The 16,829-nt window shown below is 43.2% G+C and carries 13 protein-coding genes and 1 other RNA gene; 6 read left to right on the top strand and 8 right to left on the bottom strand.

Going from position 1 to position 16,829, the window contains the following annotated elements; genetic code table 11:
* Nucleotides 1–40: 40 nt before the first annotated feature.
* Entirely contained in the window at nucleotides 41–1,186 is a 1,146-nt protein-coding gene (gene metK / locus C7Y69_RS13290) for a methionine adenosyltransferase (protein WP_126873045.1), read from the top strand.
* 140 nt (nucleotides 1,187–1,326) lie between these two features.
* Here the strand turns inward: metK and C7Y69_RS13285 are convergent, their stop codons facing one another.
* Nucleotides 1,327–1,854 (bottom strand): adenylate cyclase, encoded by a 528-nt coding sequence (locus tag C7Y69_RS13285; RefSeq protein ID WP_126873044.1) that lies wholly within the window; start codon nucleotides 1,852–1,854, stop codon nucleotides 1,327–1,329.
* A 318-nt stretch (nucleotides 1,855–2,172) separates the two neighbouring features.
* On the opposite strand from C7Y69_RS13285, the gene C7Y69_RS13280 reads away from it, so the two are divergent.
* A complete protein-coding gene (locus C7Y69_RS13280; RefSeq protein ID WP_126873043.1) occupies nucleotides 2,173–2,673 on the top strand; it encodes a hypothetical protein in 501 nt (166 codons plus the stop codon).
* 27 nt (nucleotides 2,674–2,700) lie between these two features.
* On the opposite strand, the gene C7Y69_RS13275 is transcribed toward C7Y69_RS13280, so the two are convergent.
* Together C7Y69_RS13275 and C7Y69_RS13270 are read right to left on the bottom strand one after the other, a co-directional pair.
* Entirely contained in the window at nucleotides 2,701–3,231 is a 531-nt protein-coding gene (locus C7Y69_RS13275) for an exonuclease domain-containing protein (protein ID WP_185864176.1), read from the bottom strand.
* 213 nt (nucleotides 3,232–3,444) lie between these two features.
* Complete coding sequence (locus C7Y69_RS13270; protein ID WP_126873041.1) at nucleotides 3,445–4,593, bottom strand: iron-containing alcohol dehydrogenase; 1,149 nt, start codon at nucleotides 4,591–4,593, stop codon at nucleotides 3,445–3,447.
* 84 nt (nucleotides 4,594–4,677) lie between these two features.
* Here C7Y69_RS13270 and C7Y69_RS13265 point away from each other — a divergent pair, with 84 nt between their 5' ends.
* The 3 genes from C7Y69_RS13265 (at nucleotide 4,678) to C7Y69_RS13255 (ending at nucleotide 9,813) form a co-directional block, all read left to right on the top strand.
* On the top strand, nucleotides 4,678–5,592 hold the full coding sequence (locus C7Y69_RS13265) for an AraC family transcriptional regulator (RefSeq protein WP_126873040.1): 915 nt from the start codon (nucleotides 4,678–4,680) through the stop codon (nucleotides 5,590–5,592).
* Nucleotides 5,593–5,803: 211 nt separating this feature from the next.
* The gene (locus tag C7Y69_RS13260) at nucleotides 5,804–6,943 is read left to right on the top strand and encodes an ABC transporter substrate-binding protein (RefSeq protein WP_244361030.1); all 1,140 of its coding nucleotides are present in this window, start codon (nucleotides 5,804–5,806) and stop codon (nucleotides 6,941–6,943) included.
* Nucleotides 6,943–9,813, top strand: a complete 2,871-nt coding sequence (locus tag C7Y69_RS13255; RefSeq protein ID WP_126873038.1) for an ATP-binding protein — start codon at nucleotides 6,943–6,945, stop codon at nucleotides 9,811–9,813. The genes C7Y69_RS13260 and C7Y69_RS13255 overlap by 1 nt, the downstream gene beginning before the upstream one ends.
* 108 nt (nucleotides 9,814–9,921) lie before the next feature.
* Here the strand turns inward: C7Y69_RS13255 and C7Y69_RS13250 are convergent, their stop codons facing one another.
* The 5 genes from C7Y69_RS13250 to C7Y69_RS13230 all read right to left on the bottom strand — a co-directional run bounded on the left by C7Y69_RS13250 (nucleotide 9,922) and on the right by C7Y69_RS13230 (nucleotide 16,161).
* A complete protein-coding gene (locus C7Y69_RS13250) occupies nucleotides 9,922–11,106 on the bottom strand; it encodes a glycosyltransferase family 2 protein (RefSeq protein ID WP_126873037.1) in 1,185 nt (394 codons plus the stop codon).
* Nucleotides 11,107–11,150: 44 nt separating this feature from the next.
* Nucleotides 11,151–11,500, bottom strand: an RNA gene (rnpB, locus tag C7Y69_RS13245) — RNase P RNA component class A.
* A gap of 53 nt (nucleotides 11,501–11,553) precedes the next feature.
* On the bottom strand, nucleotides 11,554–13,014 hold the full coding sequence (locus C7Y69_RS13240; RefSeq protein WP_126873036.1) for a potassium/proton antiporter: 1,461 nt from the start codon (nucleotides 13,012–13,014) through the stop codon (nucleotides 11,554–11,556).
* 90 nt (nucleotides 13,015–13,104) lie between these two features.
* Nucleotides 13,105–15,696, bottom strand: a complete 2,592-nt coding sequence (gene secD / locus C7Y69_RS13235) for a protein translocase subunit SecD (RefSeq protein WP_126873035.1) — start codon at nucleotides 15,694–15,696, stop codon at nucleotides 13,105–13,107.
* Between the two features lie 69 nt (nucleotides 15,697–15,765).
* Nucleotides 15,766–16,161 (bottom strand): hypothetical protein, encoded by a 396-nt coding sequence (locus tag C7Y69_RS13230; RefSeq protein WP_126873034.1) that lies wholly within the window; start codon nucleotides 16,159–16,161, stop codon nucleotides 15,766–15,768.
* A gap of 199 nt (nucleotides 16,162–16,360) precedes the next feature.
* Between C7Y69_RS13230 and C7Y69_RS13225 the strand changes: the two genes are divergently transcribed.
* Nucleotides 16,361–16,789, top strand: coding sequence for a ferritin-like domain-containing protein (locus C7Y69_RS13225; protein ID WP_013785335.1), 429 nt, complete (start codon nucleotides 16,361–16,363; stop codon nucleotides 16,787–16,789).
* Nucleotides 16,790–16,829: the final 40 nt, after the last annotated feature.

Raw genomic sequence — 16,829 nt, 5'->3', positions numbered from 1 at the left:
TACTCACCTATTTTGAACAATAAACGCTTATGGAGCATGTATGGCCACGCATTTATTCACCTCCGAGTCTGTGTCTGAAGGACACCCGGACAAAATCGCCGATCAAATTTCAGATGCGGTTCTAGATGCTATTCTAGAACAAGATCCTCGTGCCCGCGTGGCTTGCGAAACTTACGTTAAAACCGGAATGGTATTAGTTGGTGGTGAAGTCACTACCTCTGCGTGGGTTGATATTGAAGAAATCACACGTAAAACGGTAAGAGACATAGGCTATGTACACTCTGATATGGGTTTCGATGCTGATTCTTGTGCAGTATTAAACGCCATTGGCAAACAGTCGCCAGATATCAACCAAGGTGTTGACCGCGAAAGTTTAGAAGAACAAGGTGCGGGCGACCAAGGCCTTATGTTCGGTTACGCCAGTGACGAAACTGATGTATTAATGCCAGCGCCTATTACTTATTCTCACCGCTTGGTACAAAAACAAGCTGAAGTAAGAAAATCTGGCAAGTTAGACTTCTTACGCCCAGATGCGAAAAGCCAAATTACGTTTAAATATGAAAACGACAAGCCTGTAGGCATTGATGCCGTAGTACTTTCTACCCAGCATTGTGATTCTGTTTCTACTGCGCAAGTACGCGAAGCAGTAATGGAAGAAATTATTAAGCCTGTGCTACCTAGTGAATGGCTTGATAGCAATACCCAATTCCACATTAACCCTACTGGCCGCTTTGTTATTGGCGGACCTGTTGGTGATTGTGGTCTAACTGGTCGTAAAATCATTGTAGATACCTACGGTGGTATGGCCCGTCACGGTGGTGGTGCTTTCTCGGGTAAAGATCCTTCGAAGGTAGACAGAAGCGCCGCATACGCAGGCCGTTATGTTGCTAAAAACATTGTTGCTGCTGGACTTGCTAAGCGCTGTGAAATTCAAGTGTCTTACGCCATTGGTGTTGCCGAGCCAACATCTATCAGCATTGATACCTTCGGTACTGGTGTGGTTGACGAAAAAACCTTAGTGGCATTGGTACGTGAACATTTCGATTTACGCCCTTATGGCTTAATCAAAATGCTTGATTTAGAACGTGCTATTTACCTACCTACTGCTGCTTATGGTCACTTCGGCCGAGAAGCCTTCCCATGGGAAGCGACTGATAAAGCGGAAGCATTACGTTCATCAGTATAGTTTGCTCAGCGGTATAGTTTGCTCAAGGCTGTTGAAAGCTTAAAACAGAAAAAGGGTCACTTCATGATGAAGTGACCCTTTTTAATTTCAGGCTATTATCTTGCTATAGCTTGGCGATAGCGTGGTTATATTTTGGCTATCTATATGGAACCTGCATGAATGGAGACACTTTTCGTACTCCCACTCGCTATGACCATATCAGGCAAGCCAAATCGCGCTAACGCAACATTTTGAAATTCTTTCTTATGGGTCACTTCCGTTTCCGCAAAATCTGGCGGCAAAAATTGTCGACTACTCATTTCGCTGTCAAATTCAACTTCCATCATTTTTAAAGGTGCTAAGTTACCGGTAAAAATATCTATCACCAGTTGAGCTCCAAAAAAGTCGATACGATATCGCTGTTTTTCCACCCGCATATTTTGGGTTAAAGGCCATAAATCAGCGAATTGCTCAGAATCCAACGTAATTCGCGTGTCTCTGCGTTTAAGGCCGATACCTTGTTTAACGGCCATGGTGTAATTACCACCTTCATCCCTAATTCTAATATGCTTATCCGGCTCGGTAGCTAAGTAACCTTGTCTTATTGCAACAGGCTTTCGTGTATCTAACAAACCTTCTGGCACATAACTTACTAAAAACTTTCGTTCAAATTCCCATTCCGTTTGCATCACTCACCTCCGGCCAAGTTCCCTATTTGAAAGTACTGCTTTGCCTACTAAATTGAAGTAAGTCTTACTACTACCCTTTAAAAGTTAGTTCACAATAGAAATATCTAACAAGTTTATTTTTAACCTTTTAGATAAAAGACTACACTTACTATTCAGCACTTATTTTTTGTTACCGTTTTGTGTCATATTTTTAAGTTAGAGATCGGCATATAGCGCGAACAAAACACCCTTGTGGTTATGACGCTACCACTTACATTTATAATAATCGGTAGTCATAAGAACAAGTTTACGCTGTCTCACTCGACCAGGAATTTATCCATGAAAACTTACCCAACTTGCGTGGTTTGTTTAATATTGCTTGCCTCATTGAGTGCCGCTTACAGCGAGGCCGCTGATTGGGATGTTTCTGATTGGGATGCTTCTGATTGGAATGGCTACTACGGCCCTATCGTGTTCAAAAGTGAAAAAATAGCAAAGTGGAAGATTAAAAGCCGCTTTAATGAAACACGCCTTGAATCCATACCTGGCTACGATAGTCATTTTAATGCTAGCAAAAATAGCCAACTATCAATTCGCGCTCACCGTGCGTTAACGCTACTTTTCGAACAACAAATATATGCCTCGTTTAATACGAGCCACTCACCTTTGCAGTACTATCCTGAATGGCGCTATATACCTGAAGACTTAGGCACTTTTACTCGACTGGGTTGGTTAGTTGGTGACGAGAGTGGTTTAAATATGGCGTTGGAATTTGAACATCGAGAAGTAGGAGATAAAGAAAATAATGCGCTTACGTTAGGTGTTCAATACTTTTTCTAATACATGAACGCCCCCTTAAAGCGGGTTCTAATTTTTGTGTTTTGCCGCTTCTACCTGATTACGGGTTTCAACATACGTACTTTGAATAACTTTTGCATCAGTACTTGCTCGATGACGTCGAGCGTCGCTTTGCGATTCAATACTTGATTTAACGTCGTGCCAAAGCGCCATTTGAGGTTCGCTTAAAACATACTCTAATGCACGACATGAAAAAGACATTTGAACCGAGGCTGCTGCAAAAAGCTTAATGAGCCAAGGGTTATCTACCACCCATCCGTCAGTATACACAATGGTATTACTTAAAAAGGCATTAAGCTCGTGACACACTTTGACCGGACAAACTCCGTAAGTGTTCAACATGGCTCTGGTGATGCCATGCAAAGACTCTGCTTCTTGATCCCAATGAACCCAACTATCAAAAGGACGAATAAGCTTGCACCATTTTGCACCATCATAGCGCACTATACCTATTTCAATAGGATAACTACGGGCACCAAACCCACTGGCTTCCAAATCAATAATGGAAGGGGGATAATTTCTCTGCAAGCTAACTCCCATCTACGCTGGCGTAAAACACGCCTTGCCTTCTTTAAACCTAATAAATGAACTCAGAAAGCGCAAACGGAATTGAAAATCATACTTCTGTTGTATAATTAAAAAACAAACCGACACTTCATCTACTTTGTTAATAGTAGAATCGTGCCAGTTTGTATCATTTTAACATCAACGCACGGGCTGAATACAAAGTGATAGCCCGCTTTTAGGTAGGGATTACTCAGCCACTGCCAAGTTGAGAATTTGCTCACTCACTTCTGGGGTAATGGCTCCCGTTTCACCGAGTGAAAGCATTTTGTTTCCTTTCAGCTTTTCTACCACAGCATTAACGGCACTTTGCTTGTCGCCTTCATGCTCAGTAAGCTGGGTAGCGACTTCAAGACTCTGGTAGAAGGCTTCGATAGCGTCGATAGTTCGAAGCGCAATATCATCGCTCTCTTCTAGACCAAATACGTTTTGACCCATCTGTGATAGCTTTGCTGACTTAGTGTCAAGTTGAACCCGTAGTAGTGACGGCTGGACAATCGCTAATGAACGAGCATGATCTACGCCATACAGTGCCGTGAGTTCGTGGCCAATCATATGGGTAGCCCAATCTTGCGCAACACCTGAACCGATAAGGCCATTTAGTGCTTGGTTTGCTGACCACATAAGGTTAGCGCGCCATGCATCATCTTTGTTATCAATTTTTCCGCCAAGTTGAATTAAGGTTTTCAGCAAGGTTTCAGCGTAGCCGTCTTGAACCGGCGCATTTTGTGGAAAGGTTAAGTACTGCTCGCAAACGTGAACGAAGGCATCCACTAAACCGTTAACTACTTGTCGATGCGGAAGGCTTTTTATTACATCAGGGTCTAATACAGCAAATTGCGGATAAACTAACGGAGACATAAACGCCAGCTTCTGCTTGGTTGCTTTCTTACTTATCACCGAACCACCGTTCGATTCAGAACCTGTTGCTGGCAAGGTTAGAATGGCCCCAATAGGTAGCGCGTTATCAACGGTATGCTTGCCCGTTAGAATATCCCAGCCCTCACCCTCATATACGGCGCTTGCCGCCACATATTTTGCGCCATCAATAACACTTCCCCCGCCTACTGCAAGAATATAGTCAACGCCTGTTTCTTTAATCAGTGCAACCGCTTTGTCTAGTGTTTCAATGGTTGGGTTTGGCTCAACGCCACCAAAAGATTCCCAGTTGTAGCCTTCTAGCGCGTTCTCTACTTGCTCATAAACACCATTTTTTTTGATGGAACCGCCACCAAATAACACTAAAACGTGGCTGTCCTTTGGGATTAGGGTGTTGATTGAGCCAATTTGTCCTTGGCCAAATTGGATCCGAGTTGGGTTGCTGAATGAAAATTTCATGGTCTTTCCTCTGTCATTACATGCCTGTGTTAATGCATAATAGTGCCATTTAGTGTAAACAAACCGTCTATTTCTGGAAAAAATTTGCCTATTTCTACAAACAACCCAGGCTCTACTCATAATTTGGCTTTTTTAAGTCAAATTCTGAAACAGTTTTTACACGCAAAAGGTAAATCAGCGCTTAGTGGCGTGAGCAAGACGGATATAGATGGCGTACGAGTTTTTCGCGATCCTTATGGCTGCCCTAAGCAGCCATTACTTTATCAGTCTGGCATTATTATCATGCTACAAGGCACTAAACGTTTGTATGTTGATAATCGTGAAATCGAATACAAAAAAGGCGATTACATTGTTTTCGGTGTGCCCTTGCCTGCTCAATGTGCAGCCACCTTAGATGATGACGATTGCATATTAGGTTTAGTCATTGATATTCCCGCGTCGTTGCTTGTAGAGCTTTCACAATGGCGTGACGACAAGGCCAAAAATAGCCCCGCTCCTATTTTTACAGTAAGTCAGCAGTCATTAGATGCAAACATAACCGATGCAACACGCAGACTACTTCAAGCATTAACTCACAGTAATAGTGCCAAAGCATTGGGTGCAGGTTTTGTGCGAGAAATTGTATATTACATCCTTAATGGCCCTGCCGGTCATGTTCTTTGCGGCCTTACCGACAATGGGCATTATGCGAGAATCGCCCAAGCTTTGCGGACCATTCATGATGAGTATTCCTCTGTGTTAAACGTAGACTCACTTGCCGCTAGTGCGAACATGAGTGTTTCTGGTTTCCACCGCGCATTTCGGGATGTAGTAATGGATTCACCCGTTCAATATATAAAGAAATTTAGACTATCGAAAGCCAGAGAGTTAATCGCATTAGGTTATCGAGTGGGAGACGCTGCCGAAGCGGTGGGTTATAACAGCTTATCTCAATTCTCTCGAGAGTTTAAACGCTACTACCAATTCACTCCTGTACAAGATCGTCAATCTGCTCATTAATTGCCGTACTATAAATAACTTAACGCTGTTCTTCACGTGATAAAACCTTGCTAAAAGTGCGGTTTATTCATGGCTAATAATTAAACAAAGATAGACGAAAGAATAATGTTTGGAAGGTAAAACTAACCAATTAATGCTATACAATTACTAGCCTTACCATCAACTTCAAGATTTTATGCGCTTACGTTTCACATTTTGGTTCTTAACGTTAATGGCATTAAGTTTTCACTCTAACGGCAGTGAGGCGTCGACACCACTTTATATTGGTATAGATGCAGACTTTTCGGCTGTCGCTGTGGACGGTGGTGTAGCCATTAAACGAGGCGTTGAACTTGCTGTAGATGAAATTAATAAAAAGGGGGGATTGCTAGGCCGCCCCCTTAATATCATTTTAAAAGATCATAGAGGCAACCCTGCTCGGGGCATTCATAACATTGAACAGCTCGCCACCAATGGCGACTTAATTGCGGTAATAGGAGGTGTGCATACGCCTGTTGCGTTAGCCGAGCTTGAGTCTATTCACCAACTTAACTTGCTATATCTCGTGCCTTGGGCGGCAGGTACACAAGTGGTTGACAACCAATATGCTCCTAACAATGTATTTCGCGTATCAGTTCGTGATGCAGAGGCGGGAAAAGTACTTATTCAGCATGCTGTTTCTCGCGGTATTAAACGTGTGGCGCTGGTTTTAGAGCGTACTGGGTGGGGTCGTTCTAACGAGGCATCGCTCACCTTAGCCGCTGCCGAAATGGGGATAACCATTACGACTACTCGCTGGATTAACTGGCAGCAGAAAAAATTTGAAGAAGATATATCTGCTATCAAATCAGACAAAGCAGAAGCCATCATTTTGGTTGCCAACGCACCTGAAGGGGCAGTAGTCGTAAACGAATTAGCAGCACAAAACCTCACAGCTTTACCTGTAATTTCCCATTGGGGCATTGCTTCGGGCAATTTTATAGAGCGTTTGAACGTTGAGCCCGACTTACTTAATTTGTCAGTATTACAAACCTTCCACTTTGATCATCAAAAACATACAAAAGCCCAACAATTGTTAGAAGCTTATCATAGTAAGTATGGGCTCGTAGACCCTAAATCTATCCCAGCTGTAACAGGCATTGCGCACGCTTATGATTTAGTTAACATGCTAGCTAAAGCCGTGGCAAAAGCAGGCAGTCATGATGTAGATGCGCTACGAAATTCACTAGAAGACTTGGGGAGTTTTGAAGGTGTAATCAAAACTTATGACCCAGCATTTACACCCACACAGCATGACGCATTAATGGCTAAGGACTATTTTATGGCTTCATTTGATAAAAAAGGTAACTTGGTCGTTCTGGAAAATCAGTAATGCAATTTCAGCCACCACCGCTTAGAAAGCGCTTATTAACCAGCATGCTACCCCGTTTGTTCGGGTTGATTTTAGTTGTTGCGTTAATGCTTTTTGCGTTTGCCTTCTTTTTTGCCAAGCAGCAGATCGAAACGGTACAACAACAGTCTATTGAAGGCTTAGAGCAAGACCTTTCTTTCATCGTTAATGATACCACTCGGCAGTTAGCTGACCTTGCATCTAACGATATCATTATTAATTCTCTGGTAGATTTAGAGCAGCGTGATAATTATCTTCCCATGTTCTTTAGGTCGTTAAAGTTAACCCAAACCCGTAATGTGGAGTTTGCGTTGTACGACTTTTCCGGCGAAATGGTTATTCAGAAAAACTGGAGTCATTCTATTTCTGAAAAACTGGATACTGCGTGGCAACAAAAAACACTAGGCGCGTCTCTTTCATTTTCTTCAATCTCTCACAATGGCGTGCTTTTTTCTGTCCCAGTACTTTTAGGTGGTGCAGCAGAAGGTGCGCTGGTTATGTATGTAGAGAGCCTTCAAGACTTGCTAGCCCCCTACCCAAGGCTAACTAACCAGATTGTTACTGAACAAAATGGCGTAGTACTTTTCAGTAGTGAGCCGGAATTTATTATTCCCGGTACATCGTTTAGTGATGTCGACACCATGGGCTATGTGTTGCAAGACTCGCGCTATCAAAACTTAACCCTGTATAGCATTAAACCTATCGGCAATGCTCTGAAAGGCTTGTATTGGTTGGCGCTACTCATGCTGGCCATTATTGTAGGTATTATCTTAGTTAATTTTCACATGATTCGAACCACTGCACTACTTGCAGAGAACACCTTATCAGCCCTTTATAAAGATATAGTTAACCGTATTAAAGATACCGACTCACAAGAGTCAGTGATTGTAGAAGAGGCTAGAGAATTAGCCAATATTCGCAGTGCATTTGATACCTTAATTTCTGACCTTGCGGAAATGTCTTTATCGAACGAACAGTTTTCTAATGTTATTGATTCGATGGGAGATATGCTCTTAGTGGTAGATGAAAACCATCGCGTGATGTTAAGCAACAAACGGTTCGATGCTTTTTGTGAAGATCAATACGGAGAGCGTGAAGGTACGGTTAAGTACATACTCAATAAGCTCATTAATAAACCTTCTGGAGAGTTAAAACATTTCTCGGTAGAAGACGGATTGGAAAAGCATATTAAATGGACCAATACGCCGCTTGAAGATGCTAACCATAACATCAGAGGCGCTATATTCGTAGGGGTCGACTATAGCACTCAGCGTTCGCTAGAAAGTCATGTGCAAATTCTTAATCACGCCATGGATGAAGCCACGGTCTCTATTGTTATTGCGGATATAAAGCGTACGGGTCAACCAATTATCTATGTTAACAATGCGTTCAATCGCCTTACTGGTTACAATAAAGAAGATATTATTGGTAGAAATTGCAGGTTTATGCAAGGTGAAGGTACTGATAGCAATACCACCGCACTAATACGCAGCGCTATCGCTAAGCGCGAGCCAATTGAAACCACCATTCTTAATTACCGTAAAGACGGTGCCTCTTTTTATAACAAACTCATCCTCACGCCAGTAAAGTCTGACGGCGAAGTCACACACTACATTGGCTTTCAACAGGATGTTACGCAGCAACGCCAAGCAGAGCGCTATTTACAAGACGCGAAGCAAAAGGCGGAAGAGTCAGCGCATATGAAATCTGGCTTCCTTGCCAGTATGAGCCATGAAATACGTACGCCTATTCACGGTATTTCTGGCGTACTTCAGTTGCTCACGAATTCACCATTAAACGATGAGCAAAAACATTACCTCTCGCTTGCTACGTTCAGCATTCAAGGTCTACTGCACATTGTTAATGACATTCTTGATTTTTCTAAGATTGAGGCCGGGCAACTTCAAATTGATGATCAACCCTTCGATTTGCTAGAAACCCTTGAAAGCTTGCAGTCGCAATACGCCATTTTATGTCAAGAAAAAGGACTACGTCTGCATTTTCATTTTAACCTACAAGGCTTTCACGTAGTCATTGGAGACTCTGTTCGTTTCCGGCAGATTTTGTCTAACTTGATTGGTAACGCGGTTAAATTCACTGAGAAAGGTGAAATTGACGTAACTACCACCTTAGAACATACCAACGACGACAAGCTTCGCTTAACCTGCGCAGTAAAAGATTCAGGGATAGGCATCGCGAAAGACAAACAAGCAGGAATTTTTGATGTATTTACCCAAGAAGACCTATCTACAACCCGCAAATTTGGCGGCACGGGCCTTGGGCTTTCTATCAGTAAACAGTTGTGTGAGCTTATGGATGGTGAAATTCATTTAGAAAGTGAGAAAGGTGAAGGAAGTACATTCACTTTCAATATCATGCTAAAAGAAGGTGATGACAGCTTAGTTACACTCCAAGGAAGTAAAACCCATAACCACAATACGGTAACTCAAAAACGTAAAATTCTCATCGTTGAAGATAACGACATCAATCAGGTCATTGTGAAGCAGCACTTAAGTGCCCACAAAACCTTGAGTGCGAAATCGGGTATAGAAGCATTAGAAGCCCTAAAGAAAATGAAAGTGACTTTTGATTTAATATTGATGGACTGCCAAATGCCCGACATGGATGGTTTTGAAGCAACTCGCCGTATTCGACGCGGTGAAGCCGGCGAGCGATATGTTAATGCCCCCATCATTGCACTTACAGCGAACGCCATGAAAGGTGATAAAGAAGACTGTTTTAACGCTGGCATGAACGACTATTTGAGTAAACCCTTCGATGTTCAAGACCTATTAGAAAAAGTAGACTACTGGACTGAAAAAAGCACTGAAGCCAAGTTGCAGCTTAGCTGATGGGAATGGCAAGTGAAGCAGACGCTTCACTTACTCAAAAGAAAGGTGGAGTTGGCCGATAAGCCGGGTTCTGAAAATACATGCTATATTTATAATACTCTCTAAATTTTATATATCTAATTTTTCTCTGTATGCCATAACTTTAGCTTTAATCTTTGGTCCATCAGGCCTTAAACTCAACGCTATCTCCATTATTCTGAGAGCCTCCACCGTACTATACTGTTCTACAAGGAGAGCTAAATCTCTGACTTTCTCTACTTGCTCTTCGAAAGAACGTATCAATTCATCATGATATGCACTAAAGGTAGCCTCTACTTCTTCACATTCTACATTTGAAAATAACTTAATTAATTGTTTGTGATGGACTGGCAATAACTTCCTTAAAGTATCCACAGAGGCATCATAACGCTCTTTTACAAATTCTCTAGAATCATCTATAAGTGACTGCAAATCTAATTTTCGAATAAAATCGTCTCTCTCATTTTCATATTCAACCCAGTTCATATGGTCCATTTCTAATGATACTTGAGGAATTAATGTTCCGTTTGGTAACCCGTGACGATTTGTTTTAAAAGGAATCTCCCCGCCTCGAATATTTCCTTTCATTAAGGTAGATGTATATTCCATAGGTGACCGATAAAGCCTATGGCATATGAAAGCAGGTTTATAAATCGAATGTATAGACTGTTCTGAAGAGCTATCGGAAGCTTCCCATCGAGAACCATCAGCGTTAACGAATCTGCCAGTTTTTAAAATAGGTTGATGCAGTTGTACTTTTTTCATTCCACGAGACAAAGGAAAAATAGATTTAACCAGTTGAGATCTATTCCCTTTAAGCGTTTTATCAAGGTAAGTAAAAGGCTTGTCGCTAGGATGCTCATTCAACCAACAAAATGAAATGGCTTTCTCCGAACCAACTTGGTTTAAATAAGAAGAAATTGAAACCGAAAAATCTTCATGAACCCAATACTCATCGATATCTAAAAACATTACATGGGTGGTTTGATTTTCAGAAGAGTTTATAGTCGTTTCTAACGCGCTAGCATAAGCGATTTGTTGAAATTTTTGATGTACTGCTCCAGGAACCCAATCAACAAAATCAACATTAGTAAAAGAAACTTGCGGATAGGTTTTATTAATCCTATCAATTATAGTTCTACTAGGATCTGTAGTGCGATTAATTAGAACTTCTATTTCATCAAAACCTTTGTAGAGATGATAAAAAATCCACTCAGCCAAGTATGCTCCCTCATCCTTTGCGACAGCAATAATCTTAGTTACGATAGGTTCCATAGTAGAAGTTCCTCTAATTTTCTTCTTCCAATCTCTTGCACTAAAGGTGGAGTTGGCCGATAAGCCGGGTTCTGTCGTGGGCAACCATTCCTCTAGATCAGCAATTACTCACTGATTCAAGCAACCTACCCGATCCCCATGCGGGCCACACGTTAAGGGATCCTATTTGGTCTTGCTCCGGGTGGAGTTTACCTTGCCACAACCTGTTACCAGGTGTGCGGTGCGCTCTTACCGCACCCTTTCAGCCTTACCGGCCATTGCTGGCTTAGGCGGTCTTCTCTCTGCTGCACTTGTCGTCGGCTCGCGCCGCCCAGACGTTATCTGGCACCCTGCCCTTTGGAGCCCGGACTTTCCTCCCCTTTCTTACGAAAGCGGCGATTGCCTGGCCAACTCCGCGGCGCATTCTACATGAAGATGCCTCATATAGCGACAACCACATGTGAGCTTTTAGGTATCACCATAAAAGCATGTTTCAACCGTGTTCTTATCAAGCAGTTTTGTGATCACAAAAACCTGATCTTCTGCTCGTAATACTGTGCTTCCTTTGGGGATAAGCGTACTTTCACCACGGGCGACTAACGCCACAACGGTGTCTTCGGGTAACCCCAACTCTGAAATACATTTCCCGGTGGAAATTGACCTAGCGTGAAGCACTATTTCAATTAGCTCCCGTTTGTCTTTAGCCACTTTAACAATTTCTAGCGTATTCGATTCGCCTCTGGGGTTTTCTAGCACCAACCCCAATTTGCGCGCAGCAAAGGGTAAACTTGCCCCTTGCAGTAAGGCTGAAATCATCACAATGAAGAACACCACGTTAAAAATAAGCTCGGCGCTGGGTAATTCAAAAATGAGTGGAAAAATTGCCAGAATAATAGGCACAGACCCACGAAGTCCTACCCAAGAAATAAGCACTGAAGCTTTAAATGAAAACCGACTGAGCAATAACAAAGGCATTGCCACCAGCGGCCGGGCCACAAAAATAAGTACTACCGCAATCAACAAGCCTTCTTTCCAAGTATGTAGAAGCTCAGAAGGGGTAACCAACAAGCCCAAAATAACGAACATCGCTATTTGGCTTAACCAAGCCAAGCCATCAATGAATACAAAGGTATTTCGTTGATAGGAAAATCGGCTATTACCCACAATTACGCCGGTAATAAAAGTCGCCAAAAATCCGCTACCATTTAAATTCGAGGCTAAACCAAAGGCCAAGACCCCGAATAACATAACAAACACTGGATACAAACCAATCGCCATAAGCGTTACGCGCCTAAACAGTGCAACCGCTAGGCCACCTACCAAAGCACCTGTAATGGCTCCCACGCCCATTTGACTAATAAACAACAACGCTAAATCAGACGCCTTAGTACTGCTGTCTTGAATTAGGGTAATTAATCCGATTGTGAGGAAAATAGCCATAGGATCGTTTGATGCGCTCTCAAGCTCTAACGTCGCTTTTATCCTAGAGGGGATAGTAATGCCCGCATTGCGCATTACAGAGAAGACAGCTGCGGCGTCAGTAGACCCTACGATCGCGCCAAGAAGCAGACCTAGATAGAGTGGCAAATCTAAAATATACATAGCTGCTACGCCTGTTATGGCGGCTGTACCTACCACACCAAATGATGCCAGCAATGCGGCGGGTTTCCACGCCCGTTTTATAGACTTCTTTGAAGTTTGAAGGCCGCCATCGAACAGGATAAGTATAAGTGCAAAGGTACCAATGGAATGGGCAGCATCGGCATTATCAAAAGAAATGCGACCGATACCATCTTCACCGGCCAGCATGCCCACACCTAAAAAGAGGACCAATACCGGCACGCCAAAACGGGGGGACAGTTTGCTGACCAACACGCCAAATATAGCTAACAAAGCACTGAGTAGAATAATTTGGTCTACAGCAAACACACGTTATCTCCCTTTAACTTAGTAATAACAGTATACAGATGAAATGAGCAAAGCGGTATTTCACCGCTCCACCAATTTCGATTTGAGCGGTTAAGGTATATGTGCCAGCGACGCTTTCACCTCCTCAGAAGTAGGACGAAGTTGAGCCTTCCCTTTTTGCTCTCTACGTTTACCCAGCATGTGAAGTAACGATGAAGTAATAAACAAGGTCGATGAGGTGCCAATAACCACTGCAAATACCATGGGTACGGCAAAACTGTTAACTGCATCTCCCCCTACTAGCGCCATCGGTAGCAAAGCAAGCAGTGTGGTTAACGAAGTAAATACCGTTCTGCTTAGCGTGCTATTTACCGCTTCGTTGATAATATCGGCCAGGGAACGCTCTGGACTAATGCGCAGCAACTCTCTTACGCGGTCTAACACTACCACTTTATCGTTAATTGAGTATCCTATTAAGGCCAGTAGCGCGGCCACTGCGGTAAGATTAAATTCAATACCGGTTAAGGCAATAAAGCCAATAGTTTTGGTTAAATCAAGTAGCACGGTAAGTAAGGCGGCGGTAGCAAAATGCGCTTCAAACTGAAACCACAAATAGGCCAACATTCCACCACCAGCAATAAGCAAAGCTAGAATAGACAAGTCGGCAAAGCCATCACTTACTTTCGGGCCTACAACATCAACCTTGTTGAATATCACGGTACTGTCGGCGTCTTGTATCACCTGTTTTAGCGCTTCGATATTACTACCTTGCGTGGCTACGGTACTGGATCCGGCATTAGCTTCTGCAATAGGTACAGTGTTCGATTGTTCTGATACGGGCGCACGCAATAAGTACTGATTTTCGGCGCCATATTCTTGAATAGCAATGTCTTCAAAATGGTGTTGTTTTAGCACTGTGCGCAATTGTTCAGTAGAAAGTTGAGGCGCAGAAATTTCCATCATGGTACCGCCGGTGAAGTCTACCCCGTATTGCAAGCCAGGTTTAAAGAAGAACGCCATGGAACACAGGGTTAATATCAGTGAAACACTCAAAGCTATCTTTTTAGATTTTAGAAAGTTAAACGGCCCTAATTTATCCGCCATGGTTAACAATGGCGAAGATAAATTGATTGGCTCTCTTTGATGCTTTCTTGTTGCTCGCTGCATAAGCAACTTAGTAAGCGCCACCGAAGTAAACAGTGAAGTTATCAAGCCTATTGCAATAGTGACGGCAAAACCTTTCACTGGTCCACTACCAAAAACAAACAATAAGCTAACGGCAATAAGGGTTGTGAAGTTTGAATCAACAATAGTACCAAACGCCTTATCAAAACCAATTTTCAGGGCACTACCTGCTGGCCTGCCTTTTTTCGTTTCCTCACGAATACGTTCGTTAATAAGGATATTTGCATCTACCGCCATGCCCATAGTGAGTATCAGCCCAGCAATACCAGGCAGAGTAAGTGTGGCGCCAAACAACGTAAGCACACCAAATACCAGCGCCATATTCACCGTAAGCGCAACACTCGCAATTGCGCCCCAGCGACCGTAAATACCCACCATAAAGACTAAAACACCCAGCGCCCCCGCAATGCCACTTTTTACGCCGGTTTCAATAGCATCGCTACCTAAATCCGGCCCTACTGTGCGCTCTTCAATAATATGCAGCGGTACAGGTAATGCGCCAGTACGGAGCATCAGTGCCACGTCTTGCGCTTCGCTCATGGTAAAGCTACCGGTAATCTCGCCTCTGCCCCCAGAAATAACGCTATTGATAACCGGCGCCGTGACGACCGTGTCATCTAGCACTACCGCTAACACGCGACCAATATTGTTTTTTGTCATGGTAGCGAATTGTCGAGCGCCATCGTTATCTAAACGAAACGTCACCACGGGTTGGCTGGTTTCAGGGCTAAACACTGCTGCTGCGTCGGTAATATGCTCACCTTCTAGCGCGACATGCTTTTCAAGTAAGTACTGCCTGCCGCTAATGTCAGCCCGAGTAAAGCTCTCGCTATTTTTCACCTGCGTTTGCCAGTGAAAACGCATTTGCGCTGTAGTACCTAGTAAGGCTTTTACACTTGCTGGGTCTGAAATACCGGGCATTTGCACTAAAATAGCATCGCTACCTTGGCGGGTTACACTTGGCTCTGTGAGGCCAGTCTCGTCAAGTCGCTTGCGAACCACTTCAAGGCTACGATTAATCGCATCTTTTACTACTGCTTCTTGGTATTCCTCAGTAAGGGCTAGAGAAAGGTTAATCACATTCCCTTTTTGGCTGATACCTTTTGGAGCAGTGCCCTGCTGTGTCAGAAGCAACGCGCTACTGCCATCTGATTGCAGCGACACTTCATTTGCCCGCTGTTTAACGTTGTAAAGGTCATCGGGGTTCGAAAGCGTAAATTGTACTGCTAACGCGTTTTTGGAAGTATGTTTAACATAGCGAATGTTTTGCTCTCTCAAGTCACTAAAAAGCGCAGAAGAGTAGGTATCTAATTGCCGAGCAAACAACGCGTCAGTATCAGCTTCCAGCAATAAGTGAGAGCCCCCTTGTAAATCTAAACCAAGCGAAAGCGTGTGTTGGCTGTACCACTGCGGTACATGCTGCTTAAGTGAATCGGGCAATATATTGGGCGCGGCGCTAAGTAGGCCTAGTAAAATAACCAGCGCATACACTAGGCCACGAAATGAAAATCGTGTCATAAAAATCCTGCAATAAACCTTTAAAAGTTGAGAAGCACTGCAACTGCAGCGCGTGATATCAGTAAGGTATTACAGGGAAGAAGGTGGGCCGCGATTCGATATGCCCTTCCAATAAAGGGCAATATATTCAAAAGGAGTGCTAAAGATAGCATTCGAGAAATCGACGAAAGCTAAATGATTTTGATATCCAAAGAGAAGTAGATGTTCATCTGAATTATCTAAATCGGCATCTTGCGGTTGAGTGTGCTGGGCAAACCCAAAGCGTGTAGCAACAGAAAGCCCGAAGTCGGAAAAGGATACCTGCGGGGTTTGCTCATTAAAAGATGCGGTATCGTTTGCACAATAGGCTGAAAATGGCGCGCTGAACACAAGCACCGACACCACAATAGAAAAGACCCACGCATAAACTGAAGACGCGTAGTTTTTCTGAGAAGGTGAATGAGCGTCATTGTGACGTTCAGGCATAAAACGATGCATAAGGGCGGTAATGATAACTTTCTAATATTCCGTTGCGCTGTATATGGGTACGAAATAGTGAAAAGCAAATGAAGTCGACCAACCTTGATCCATACAAAAATCTCCTCTAGACAAGTTAAAAAATATTAATCTCTTTGGCGACTACTTCGGTACAAATTATCTCAACAGGCAGAACAAGGAGAATTTCATGTCATCAACATCAACAGTCTTATCAGAATTATGTCATTTGGATTTTGACGCCCTAGCGGCTTATGAGGCCTCTCTTGAACGTATTGAAGATGCAAGTCTTAAAGACACTATCGCCACGTTCAGAGACGATCATAAAGCTCATATCGACGCTCTTAACACCATGTTGGTTCAAAGAGGTGAAGATAAAGTTACCGAGGCTGACTTTAAGAAAGTGCTAACCAAAGGCAAAGTGGTGATAGCTGGGCTTATTAATGACAAAGCTATCTTAAAAGCGATGGTAGTGAACGAAGAAGTTACCACCAAAGCTTATGAAAAAGCCTTAGATCATGATGGCTTTTCTGCAGCAGAGCGAGTCGCAATTGAAGGGCATTGGGCCGATGAAAAGCGTCACAAGCATTGGTTTTCTGAAGCGGCGAAACGCGAATAAATAAATTAATGGGGTCAGTGTCTGAGGGATCCCCACGAAT

The organism is Alteromonas sp. KS69, from assembly GCF_003989595.1.
Lineage (GTDB): Bacteria > Pseudomonadota > Gammaproteobacteria > Enterobacterales > Alteromonadaceae > Alteromonas > Alteromonas naphthalenivorans.
This window is presented reverse-complemented; position numbering and strand designations above follow the sequence as displayed.

What these genes read in the sequence shown, in the direction of transcription:
- secD (WP_126873035.1), bottom strand. Translation starts at nt 15,696, where the DNA reads ATGACACGATTTTCATTTCGTGGCCTAGTGTATGCGCTGGTTATTTTA.
- C7Y69_RS13260 (WP_244361030.1), top strand. Translation starts at nt 5,804, where the DNA reads ATGGCATTAAGTTTTCACTCTAACGGCAGTGAGGCGTCGACACCACTT.
- C7Y69_RS13270 (WP_126873041.1), bottom strand. Translation starts at nt 4,593, where the DNA reads ATGAAATTTTCATTCAGCAACCCAACTCGGATCCAATTTGGCCAAGGA.
- C7Y69_RS13275 (WP_185864176.1), bottom strand. Translation starts at nt 3,231, where the DNA reads ATGGGAGTTAGCTTGCAGAGAAATTATCCCCCTTCCATTATTGATTTG.
- C7Y69_RS13280 (WP_126873043.1), top strand. Translation starts at nt 2,173, where the DNA reads ATGAAAACTTACCCAACTTGCGTGGTTTGTTTAATATTGCTTGCCTCA.
- C7Y69_RS13225 (WP_013785335.1), top strand. Translation starts at nt 16,361, where the DNA reads ATGTCATCAACATCAACAGTCTTATCAGAATTATGTCATTTGGATTTT.
- C7Y69_RS13255 (WP_126873038.1), top strand. Translation starts at nt 6,943, where the DNA reads ATGCAATTTCAGCCACCACCGCTTAGAAAGCGCTTATTAACCAGCATG.
- C7Y69_RS13250 (WP_126873037.1), bottom strand. Translation starts at nt 11,106, where the DNA reads ATGGAACCTATCGTAACTAAGATTATTGCTGTCGCAAAGGATGAGGGA.
- metK (WP_126873045.1), top strand. Translation starts at nt 41, where the DNA reads ATGGCCACGCATTTATTCACCTCCGAGTCTGTGTCTGAAGGACACCCG.
- C7Y69_RS13230 (WP_126873034.1), bottom strand. Translation starts at nt 16,161, where the DNA reads ATGCCTGAACGTCACAATGACGCTCATTCACCTTCTCAGAAAAACTAC.
- C7Y69_RS13285 (WP_126873044.1), bottom strand. Translation starts at nt 1,854, where the DNA reads ATGCAAACGGAATGGGAATTTGAACGAAAGTTTTTAGTAAGTTATGTG.